Consider the following 11,284-nt stretch of genomic DNA (forward strand, 5'->3'; position numbering starts at 1 on the left):
CGTACGTACGGTGGTGTGAGAGGTCGGGAGTTAATCACTCCCTCCTACTCGATTAGAACCCTTTTTTAATAAAAATTTAATGAAAGATTGGATGAGTTACTCATATTTGCTTTCTTAAAAAACGGATTTATTCCATCAGAAATGCCTTCAATTGTTATCATCCTAAATTCCTCTTTATTTAGGTTTATTTAATTTCCCCATTTTTGATGTTTCTCTCACGAAAAAAGTCGTCATATTCCTAAGCTCTACATATTATAACGAGAAGGTATTAAATATTTTTGTAATGGATTCATTGATGACAGATGGCTCATTAAGACCGGGGAGGGGCTGGGGGAATTGAATAATGACAACAAAAGAAACCATTTTTTATGCGATGCACTCTACGACATAAAAGCACTCCAGGATATGATGAAAGATTTTCATTCTAAATACTTTGGACAGCTGCTTGTGAAAATAGTGGGAAGTGATACGATACCCTTCTTTTTAGTAACACACAACGGTACTCATTTAAAATTATTGGATACAGTAAAGCAGTTTGAAACAGAGTTTTTTCGTATAGAGGCTATTGATAGGGAGCGTTGCCGTGGAACTATTTCGCTTTTACGTGCCTTTGATTATGAAGACCGGGATACGAATTTGATTGCAGATGTTGTGAGGTTAGAAAAAACATCTACGGAAAAATCTATTGAATTAAGTGGTATATATGCGATTCAGTTATTAAAGCCTGAAATGTTAAAAGGGAAATTAATCATTGAGCCAAAATGGTGAATGAAATTTTAAGTACCTAAAAGAGGCGTGTTCACTATTGATCGATAAAGGGATTTTTTTGTTGATAGTTTGCTAGTGTATGCCCATTTTTAACCGATACTTGCCCGCAGCAGAGATCAGTGTCTTTTAAAATAGATAAAGATGGTTAATTAACATACATGTTACTAAAATAACATAAAAATTAGAGCATATGTCTATATGCACGTTACATTAGCTGAATTTATTAGAGAGAGAATTAGATGAAAGGAAGAGATACATGGCATGACAATTATTGGAATGTTACATCATCGTTTAGATCCTAGAACAGTTATTAAGTCATATGCATATGCGGCTGTCGCAAAAGCAGAGGGAGCTCAATTTTTTTATTTTACACCAAAAAGCGTTAACTTTGATAAACGCTCCATTAGAGGAAAGGTATATGAGAATGGTGATTGGCATGATAAAATGATGCCCTTCCCAGATGTCATATACAATGCGGGAAGTCCCGAAAAATTATCGGTATCAAAGGACATTATTGATAAATTGAAAAAGGAAATCCCTTTTACAACTTACTCTATAGGTAATAAATGGAATGTGATGAAGCGTCTTGAGGAAGCTAAGGAGTTTGAAAAATATTTAATCCCATCTGAGATTGTGGAAAATGTTGATATACTCCATAATTTTATGGCTTATTATAAAAAAGTCGTATTTAAACCGATAGATGGCCGGAAAGGAAAAGGGATTTATTTTATTTCGAAAGTAGGGAGAACTAACTTTGAGGTAAGGAAGGATAGGGAAACTACTGTTTGTTCAAAGTTACAGCTAGATGAATTAATTAGAGGGCAACTTACTACAGGCACCTTTATCGTGCAGCCTTTTATCCAATCCATAACAAAATCGGGTCAAATATATGATTTTCGTCTTCACGTTCAAAAAGACGGTGAAGGTAAATGGGTTATAACGACAATTTATCCACGAATTGCACCAAATGGCTCGATTATACCGAATATTAACAATGGTGGCTTTACTAATTATTTAGATCCTTTTCTAGAGCAGGAATTTAAAGACGAAGCCTATGATATTCGGCGTATGTTAGAGCATTTTTCCTTGTCACTGGCTCGACATTTAGATGAAATTCAGATAGTGCAATTTGGCGAAGTTATTGATGAAATTGGCATTGATATAGGCTTAGATGAGCAAAGAAAAATTTGGATGTATGAAGTGAACTGGCGACCAGGTTGTCCTCCTGCTTTTTATTTAGAATTAGATGTGGTCATTAATACTATAAGGTATGCAATGTACCTCGCTAAGAACCAGAAACAAATTAAAAGGGAGATTAGGCAACATAAGAAAAATAAGGATATAGCCGAAGTTAAAATGGAGATTACACAACAAGAGGAGTATCAAGAAATAGTTGAGGTTAAAAGGGAAATTACGCAACGGAAGAAAAATAAAGATATAGCTGGAGAAAAGGCTTTACCGATTATTGCGATTACCGGAAGTGCTGGAAAAACGACATCAAAAGCATTCCTTGCCTCTATTTTATCGAAAAAATGGAATATCTTTGAGTCAAAAGATTATTGGAATACAACAGAGCATACGAAAAAACATAAAGAAGAAATTAATGATTCGCATGAGGCTGTTGTGCTTGAGTACGGGATGGCTTACCCAGGCATCATAACAAATCACTGTAGCATTATCCAACCAAATATTAGTATTATTACAAATATCGGTTTAGCTCATGTGGGCAACTTTGACGGAGATATTAAAGGTGTGGCCAAGGCAAAGTCGGAATTAATCCATGGAATGGACCAAAACGGTTTATTAATCCTGAATAAGGATGATGAGAATTCGAAATATTTAGAGAAACGGCAGTTTAAAGGGGAAATCTTAACAGTTGGTATTCATGGTACAGCTGACTATAATGCTTATGATATCCAGTATAAAGACATCGGTATGACCTTTAAAATAAAGCTACAAGGACAGGAAATTGCCATGTATATCCCAATTTTAGGAGAACATCATGTTTATAATGCGCTAAATGCCATTGCGGTAGCAGATTATTTAGGGTTTAGTCCAGAAGATATTAAAGCAGGATTGAATTTCAAAAAACCACCTAGAAGATTAACTATTTATAACTGTCGTGATGACATTACGATCATTGATGATACTGTTCACTCACATCCGCAGGGCGTACGTGCCGCTATTGACGTTCTTTCAAATATAGCGAAGAAACGTAAAATTGCTATTATTGGACAAATGCGAGAATTAGGGGATTTGAGAGAAGAGGAATATCGTAAATTAGGCGAATTCATTTATGAGCAAGACATAGATTTATTCATTACTTATGGCTTTAGAACGGAGGAAATGGGAGCGGCAGCGAAGGCAAAAGGGATGGATCCTTCTAAAATTTATCATTTCCTAGATAAGGAAAAATTGCATGCCCTCTTGGAGAAAGTCATAAAACCTAACGACACCATTTTAGTAAAGGGTGCTAGTAAAACGAATATGTTTGATACGGTTAAATTTTTAGATCAAAAATATCAAGAATAAATAAAAAAGCCCGAGTAATTGCCCTTTGAAGGAAGCAATTACTCGGGATATTTTTTTAGTTAAATAAATCATTGTATGAGAGCATTTTCAGAAAGTACTTTAATTCTAAGATGCTTTGAGAATGAATTTTATTTCTTTTGCGGCTTCTATGGCTTTATTTTTTGCTTCAGCTAATGTTGCGCCTTCCGCAATTACATATGCATAACGATGTCCCATCGATAAAGGAGGGGTCAATAATGTCCCTCTTTTTGGCTTCACATATACATCCACAACTCCTGGTGAATTCGTTGCTCTATTTCTTCCAAGAACTTTTTCTAAAATACCCTTACTTTCTACAATGATGTATTTTGTATAAACAAACTTTCTATGCTTTGGTTTGATATCGGGCTGTTCACCTAAGAATAGTTTAAGCGTTTCTTCCACTAAACTAAATCCAAAAGCAGCGTGAAGCATAGTATTCATTGCCCCCCCTGAAATTCGAGGATTAATCTCGATAAGCTTCCAGCCGTTCTTTGTTAAACGAAGCTCTAAATGCAAAGCACCATTTTCGATGTTAAACTCTTTTACAATAGATTTGAGAACTTCCTCAAGACCACTTTGAATTTCTTTTGGAGCTTTAACGAGAACACCGTATCCAGTAATGATAAAACGTTTACCTTGAGTAATTTCTTGTTCGATAATACCGATGATATTAGCTTGACGTTTATAGACAAGTGCTTCTACTAAATATTGCGGACCTTCGATATATTCTTCAATCATAAGTGTTTCACGAGGATTTTTACTTCGTAGATAGCTCAGGTGTTTGTTCAGTTCACTTGAGTCGTTTGCTAACAAAACATCTTTAGAGCCTGTTGATTTTGGAGATTTCACAATAAGTGGGAATTCAAAGTTATTAGAGACGGCCTCACTTGGCTTGAGAAGAAAAAACTTAGGCGAATAAGGCTGATTCTTTAAAAAATTTCTAGTTTTCTCTTTATCCTCCATCATTTCAATAGCTGTTGAAGATGTATAGTTATCACAAAATTCATCACATAAAATTGAGGCAATATGGACAAAAGGGTCGACAAAACTAACAATAGATTTTATTTCTAATCCGAATTTAATTAAATTATGAATCTCAACTTTCATGTTTTCTATATTCGAAGTATCAATAAGAACCATTTGATGAATATCTGGGTAGGCTTTTCTCTGCTGTAATTGCTTTTTGTTGTTAGTAAAAAGTACAGTAAAATAACCTAATTTTTCTGCTGCTTTTGTTGCTTCGCGACTTGACCCAGATTTGTTAGTGCCGATAAATATAATCGTTTTCAGGTATATCACTCCTTCTATTGTTACTTAGATGTGTAATCAACTATATATATATGCGAAGAAATAGGTTTCCTCTAGTTAAGTATCTCGTGTACATCCAAGCAACTTTTAATAAGTTACATATACTAGAGTGGAAGGGAGGGAAAAATAATATGAAGCCTCTTACGGTGCAGGATTTAACAGTCATTACTGCAGGCCGATTAGTGCAAGGGTCGAAGGAAGTGTTAATTCAACATGGAGCTTATCGACTGAAGCAAGTGAAAAGACCAAATACCTTACTTTTTATGAGTAAGCGTATTGTCAACTGGAAAGACTTAGAGCCATTTTATCCTATAGTCCTTGTAACCGATAGACTATACAGTCAATATGTAATACCTGAGCAAATAACCATCATTAAAGTAAATAATATAGATGAGGCATATTGGAAATTCGTAAATTATTATCGCAATCAATTTGATATCCCTATCGTAGCCATTACTGGTACTTCTGGTAAATCGACGACAAAGGAAATGATCAAACATATACTTTCTAATGAAAAAAATGTAGTATCCACGCCACTTAGTAGTAATTCTAGAACCGCTTCTTTGCAATATTTACTGAATATTGATGATGATACCGACGCAGCTGTTTTTGAAACTGCTGTTGGTTCACCGGGGGACGTCCGAAATGCAGGGGAATACTTCAAGCCTACTATTGGGATTATTACAAATATAGGAGCACATCATTTAAATTATTGCAAAACTTTAGAGGGGTATATCCAAGCAAAGGGTGAAATGTTGGACATTATTAGTCCTACAGGCTCATTAATCCTTAATGCTGAGGATATCAACATAAATAAAATAGATTTATCGAAGTTTAAAGGACGCATCATTAAAGTAGGTAAGCATGAATCTTGTGATTTTCGAGCAAGTAATATCCGCTACCACAATAATGGTATGCTGTTCAACGTCCATCACAAGAAGAAACTCTATGAAATCTTTGTACCAGGTTTTGGCGAGCATCAAGTATATAATGCCCTTGCTGCTATTGCAGCTATTTATGAAATGGATTTGCCGATTTCGTTGGCAGCAAAAAGACTGCCATCATTCAAAAAATTGAATAAGCAACTTCAAGTATTTAAGGGCATTAATAATTCCGTATTAATAGATGATACATGGAATATTACGACAACTTCTTTGGAGGCAGGATTAAAGGTTTTGAATGCTCTCGGAGAAGGCAAGAAAAAGATTGCCATTCTTGGAACGATTACAGATTTAGGGTCTTGGGGATATATTATTCACGAGCAAGCAGGAGAATTAATCAGTCAAATTGGGGTCGATGTACTCATTACGATAGGGGAACATGCAAGCATTATGGCGGTTCATGCCATTGAGGCAGGACTTACTTCACCTGTTTATATCTTTAAAAATAGTACGCGCGTCTATAAATTGTTAGATGAAATTGTAGATGAAAACACTATTCTTTTCATTAAAGGAGATATGTACAGTAGGGAAGTTTCGAAGTTGGCAGATGATTTAAAAATAAAAAAATCATCTACTTCTGATTAGATTCTTCTTATCACCTAAATAAATGTTATTTTTCATCATTTATTAGATTGAGCATGCAAATAGCCAATTGCTAAGAAATGTAGAAGCATGGTCATATATTAGCTCATTTATACAGAAATATACTTTATAGAAAGGGGGCGTAGTTAACTTGCAACATATAAGTGTTAGCGATATAAGAAAAATATTGCATGGAGAATTAATAAGCGGCTCTGAACTCTGGTCTGTAAAACATGCAATTTATTATAACCGACATGAACTGACACAAAATCATACACTTATGTTTGTTAGTAAAAATGATACAATCAACTGGCAAGAGATAGATCGAAAGGGCCCATCTCTAGTCATTTCGGATAAATCATCAGAAGAATTGAAAAAATCGCTGAAGAATACGACCGTTATTCGCGTTAAGAGTATTGTGCAGACCTATTGGAAATTCATTGAATATTACAGAAATCTATTTCAAATACCAGTGGTTGCTTTAACAGGAACGTGTGGTAAAACGACAACGAAAGAAATGATTAAACACATAGCTAGTAAGGAATGGAATGTTCAAGCATCTGTGAGCAGTAAAAATGAGCCACGGCAATCTTTACCGTACTTGACTGGGATCGATCAGAAAACAAAAGCAGCTATCTTCGAATTGGGTTTGGGAAATGTAGGGAATATAAAACACCAATGTATGATCTATCAGCCTACGATTGGTATTATTACGAATATAGGTGTCCATCATTTAGATGGATGTAATAATCTTGACGGCTATATAAAAGCAAAGGCAGAAATTTTAGAAGGAATCAGAAAAGGTGGCACGTTAATCATTAATGGTGATGATGAGAACATTAAAAAAATCCCCTTGCATAAATTTACAGGGAAGATTATTACCTTTGGCGTACACGAAAAGTCAGATTATCAAGCGACTAACATTCAATTTACAAAAGATGGCATGAAATTTGTACTAAACGTGTCCAATGAAAAGTACAATTTATTCGTTCCAGGATACGGAGAACACCAAGTATATAATGCATTAGCGGCTATAGCTGCCGTAAAGGAAATGGGACTGTCAATTGCCTGCGCTATTTCGCATTTAAAAACGTTCAAAACGATGGCAAGACACCTAGAGTTTTCAACTGGTATTGGGAATTGTACTATTGTAGATGATACATGGACAAATAACCCGACTTCTGTTGAAGCAGCTTTAAAGGTATTAGATTCGATAGGTAAAGGGAAAAAAGTAATTCTTATTTTAGGTGACATTAAGCGATTAGGTAGATTCGAAGAAAAATATCATCGAGAGATTGGCACAATGGTCTCGGCCAGAAATGTTGATACGCTTATTACGGTTGGCAAAAGAGCAGAAAATATTGCGAATCAAGCGTTGAAGGAAGGAACAAAGGCAGAGGTTCATAAGTTTACTAACGTGACAGGAGTTTTAGATGTACTTAAGCCTAAGCTTGATAGTGATACAATTGTCCTTATTAAAGGTCCCATGTCTAGTAAATCCATGATTGAATTTGCGAATCAGTTAAAAAATAAATAATAAGCTAGAAAAAAGAGACTGGGACATAACTGGTTAAAACCTTAAAAAGCGCGAGAAATCAATTTTAGAAACGTTGATTTCTTGCGCTTTTCTGATGTGAAATTTTTTCATTTGGCTTTAAAAATTTACCTAAGTCTCAGCCTTTTCATAGGGTTGAAAAACAATAGGCTCACGGGAAACTTTGTGAATGTTGTGGCACTTTAAATGATGGAGATTTCCGTTCCAAGCTATTCACTTTCTTAAGGGCGCGATTCTTGGCATTTTATTACTGATTCATGATGCTCTCGGCATTTTGGAGCATCTAGCCTCTTCCTGAGCTTTTGTTGCGGCTACCACTCCATTTTCGCGCAGAAAACAATTGTTGCTGTCGCTTCGCTTTCGTGCAGAAAACAATTGTTGCTGAAGTTTCGTTTTTATCACTATATATAAGAGTGACATGCCACATGCTATGTGAAGCGGTTAATTGGAGTGGAGGTTGGACGCCCGCAGGAAAGCGCTCAGTCGGAACGGAAATCAACCCGACGTTTTACCGAAGAGACACACTTTATTTAATAGGACACCTTAATTTAATTGCCATAATAATTTTTCAACAACATGAAAAAGAAGTATCCTCAAAATAGAGGAATACTTCTTTTCTCATTTATACTATTAAACATTTCGGTCCATGTAGATACAAATTTAAGGCATTAGAAATGATTTTATTGGTAGAAAGCAGAGTTGAACTTGCTTAAAACACACGTTTGGCTGTAATATAATGCTGTTTATAATAGTCAACCATTAGTACTCTCGTAGTAACACCATCAGAATTCGGAATGATGAGACGAGAATCTCCTGCATAGATAGCTACGGATGATGGAGTTTTAGAGCCTTTCACACTATTAAAGAACACCAAATCGCCCTTTTTTAAATTGGTACTTGAAACCGTTGTGCCAACGTTCATTAGTTCTTTTAAATTGGTTGTACCAAGTTTAATTCCACTCTTACGATAGATAAAGTCTACGAATCCTGGTGCTGTAAAGCGTAGATTTGATTCGTTATTCGTTGAGCTAATGGTTACTTTATTTTTATAATTAAAGGCGTTTTCAACAATTTTATCACCTTTCGTTGCAGGATTAGCTGAAAGTAAAGTAGGTAATACTCTGCGGGCAGTTACATAACTATCTTTGTAATAAGGTTTACTGTTTAAATCAGAAATAACAATGTTTTGCTTAGAATCAGCCATGTGAATCATTTTATTGTCGCCAATATACATACCCACATGATCAGGATCTGTCCCTGTCTTTTTACTCTTAAAGAATAGTAAATCACCTTTTTGTAATTGATTTCTCGCTACGTATGTCCCTTGCTGCATCATATAATCTTCATTATAAGTCCCAAGATCAACACCGTTCTTCTCGAAAATGTACATTAAAAATGAAGCGCAAGAAAACTTATATGGATATGTAGGCTTGTATTGAGTATTACTGTATGTCGCCTTACCAATTAAGCTTTTTCCAGTTTGAATTAATTGATCCGCTTTCGCAGCAACAGCCTGTGCGTTATTTTGAGCATTTGTTGTTGCTGCCTCTACTTCTATTGGATGGACAGCTGGTTGTACCATTCCCAATGTGCTAAAACCTATCGTCAATGCTAATGTTGTTGTTAAAAATCGTTTATTCATGTTGTCAATTACCTCCTGAAGCTATTGTTAGGATTAAATCCTGTTTTGGCTTGCCTTGGAATTAATCGTAGCATGAAAAAGTAGGGCTTCTTCGAGGTAAATGTTACCACGCTTAATTGGAATAGGCTTTAAACACTTGATATAAAAGGCTTCATCGCGGGAATTTACAGTTTCATTACAAATGTTTCAGTAGGATGTATTATGTGTAGATTGAGGATCAACTGCCTCGAAAATGCTAGAGAAATCACTAACATTTTCGAGGCAGTACAATGAGGACTCTTTTAAATTTCTTGAATCATCTCAACTCTATTACCAAATGGATCTCTAAATTCAAAGCGTTCAAAATGAGGAATAGGAACTGAGTCTAATATTTCTATATGATGTTCAGCTAATACTTTTTTCCAATAATCTATATTTTCAACTTGATAGGCAATATGAGCTTTTGTCGTTAGTCTATCAAAGTCATCCTCTGTTCCTACATGTACCTCTTTATTGCCGACCTGTAACCAAAATCCACCTCGACCTTTTAGAGAATCTGGTTTTTCAATCTCTTTTAACCCTAACGTCGTACAATAAAAATGTTTGCCCTGATCTTCCTGACCTTTTGGAATAGTTATTTGAACATGGTGTAAGCCAATAATCATTTTTTACTCCCCCTTAAATTAATGATTCTATACTTATTTCTAGAATGAAAATGTTAAATCCTTCAAATTCTAGTGATTTGTCCGAAATGAAGTTTTAATGAAACCAGTTAGAAGGATGAGGGAATAGGCCCATAGCAGCCATGAAGCAAAATAGCGATCTAAGTCAGCTGGTAAATTCGTAAAAATAGTATCAAAAAATAATAATACGACTGCATCGATGAGCATTCCTGGTAATGCGATGCAAATTGCTGCTTGTAGTTGTTTTGAGCCCGATTTCTTTTTTAGAGAATAGATTGGGACAGTTACTAGCCAAATGAGCGGAATAGCCAAAATGTAAGCACCTATCATGAGGAAAGGTTTCTCAAAGATAAAAAAGTACTGTCCCATTAATCGAAATACAGCACTTGCTATAAGCCAAATCCCAAACCCCCAACATAAAAAGAATCGCATAGTGGTTCCTCCTCAAATTATTTTCCTAGACGATACAATGTCTGTAGAATTTTTTCTAATTGTTGATAGAGTGCATCTATGTCGAAGTCATCTCGCATCATCACTTGTATAGCTAGACCATCAATAAGGGCGTTAAAAAAAATACTCCAAGTATCCATCGACACGCCATCAATTGGCGATGTATCCCATAATTTTTTTAAACCGTCACTTAAATGTTCATTTTCGGTTGTTAAAATTTGTCCAATCTGCTGTCTAATTGACGGATTCGTGAAGCCAAAGACGATTAAGGTAAAAAATAATTTATGGTAAAAGGCATCATTATCATAACGACTCTTTGCAGAAATAAGCGCAGATTGAATCATCTGTTGATCGATTGCCAAAATTTCATTCCAAGAATTTTCACAGATGTCTTGAATAATTTCTAGAATGATATGTTCCTTTGTTTTGAAATGATAATAAATGGTTCCCTGTGTCACACCAGCTTGCTCGGCAACAGCCTTTAATGTAAATTTTTCAATTCCTTTGTCAACTAAACTTTGCTTGGCAGCAGTTAACAAATCCGACTTTTCGATACCAGTAGGTTTTGCCATTCATGTACACTTCCTTCGTTATTAGTTAGTTGGATAACTAACACTAAAATAACAAAAAAATTCCTTTATTGACAAGTGCATTTTCAAACGTACGGATAGACTGGAAGAAGCGATGGATCGATTGAAGGGCTTTTATTATATGAAAAATTGAATTGTTGAAATAAGTGGAGCAATGTTGATTAGAAAAGATAACCTTTCAGGTGTGTTGATTAACCATTTTTATCCACCTTGATTAAATTAGAAGGATCTGA

General features: G+C 35.2%; 9 protein-coding genes. 4 read left to right on the forward strand and 5 right to left on the reverse strand.

Annotated features, from left to right (window positions below):
- The first annotated feature begins 408 nt into the window (after positions 1–408).
- Positions 409–768 carry a hypothetical protein gene (locus tag QRN68_RS12620; RefSeq protein ID WP_285397247.1) on the forward strand — a complete coding sequence of 120 codons (360 nt, stop codon included), beginning with the start codon at positions 409–411 and terminating at the stop codon, positions 766–768.
- 261 nt (positions 769–1,029) lie between these two features.
- Complete coding sequence (locus QRN68_RS12625; RefSeq protein WP_285397248.1) at positions 1,030–3,300, forward strand: YheC/YheD family protein; 2,271 nt, start codon at positions 1,030–1,032, stop codon at positions 3,298–3,300.
- A 105-nt stretch (positions 3,301–3,405) separates the two neighbouring features.
- Here the strand turns inward: QRN68_RS12625 and QRN68_RS12630 are convergent, their stop codons facing one another.
- Positions 3,406–4,611 (reverse strand): ATP-grasp domain-containing protein, encoded by a 1,206-nt coding sequence (locus QRN68_RS12630; protein WP_285397255.1) that lies wholly within the window; start codon positions 4,609–4,611, stop codon positions 3,406–3,408.
- Positions 4,612–4,760: 149 nt separating this feature from the next.
- Between QRN68_RS12630 and QRN68_RS12635 the strand changes: the two genes are divergently transcribed.
- Together QRN68_RS12635 and QRN68_RS12640 are read left to right on the forward strand one after the other, a co-directional pair.
- Positions 4,761–6,155 carry a UDP-N-acetylmuramoyl-tripeptide--D-alanyl-D-alanine ligase gene (locus tag QRN68_RS12635; protein ID WP_285397249.1) on the forward strand — a complete coding sequence of 465 codons (1,395 nt, stop codon included), beginning with the start codon at positions 4,761–4,763 and terminating at the stop codon, positions 6,153–6,155.
- Positions 6,156–6,303: 148 nt separating this feature from the next.
- A complete protein-coding gene (locus QRN68_RS12640; protein WP_285397250.1) occupies positions 6,304–7,689 on the forward strand; it encodes a UDP-N-acetylmuramoyl-tripeptide--D-alanyl-D-alanine ligase in 1,386 nt (461 codons plus the stop codon).
- Between the two features lie 727 nt (positions 7,690–8,416).
- Here QRN68_RS12640 and QRN68_RS12645 read toward each other — a convergent pair.
- From QRN68_RS12645 to QRN68_RS12660, 4 genes are all read right to left on the reverse strand, one after another.
- Positions 8,417–9,349 carry a C40 family peptidase gene (locus QRN68_RS12645; protein ID WP_285397251.1) on the reverse strand — a complete coding sequence of 311 codons (933 nt, stop codon included), beginning with the start codon at positions 9,347–9,349 and terminating at the stop codon, positions 8,417–8,419.
- A gap of 281 nt (positions 9,350–9,630) precedes the next feature.
- The gene (locus QRN68_RS12650) at positions 9,631–9,993 is read right to left on the reverse strand and encodes a VOC family protein (RefSeq protein ID WP_285397252.1); all 363 of its coding nucleotides are present in this window, start codon (positions 9,991–9,993) and stop codon (positions 9,631–9,633) included.
- Positions 9,994–10,062: 69 nt separating this feature from the next.
- Positions 10,063–10,443, reverse strand: coding sequence for a DUF5367 domain-containing protein (locus tag QRN68_RS12655; RefSeq protein WP_285397253.1), 381 nt, complete (start codon positions 10,441–10,443; stop codon positions 10,063–10,065).
- 17 nt (positions 10,444–10,460) lie between these two features.
- Positions 10,461–11,033: a TetR/AcrR family transcriptional regulator gene (locus tag QRN68_RS12660; protein WP_285397254.1), complete on the reverse strand. Its 573-nt coding sequence runs from the start codon at positions 11,031–11,033 to the stop codon at positions 10,461–10,463.
- Between the last annotated feature and the right edge of the window lie 251 nt (positions 11,034–11,284).

It is taken from the genome of Lysinibacillus sp. fls2-241-R2A-57 (genome assembly GCF_030209535.1).
GTDB lineage: Bacteria > Bacillota > Bacilli > Bacillales_A > Planococcaceae > Lysinibacillus.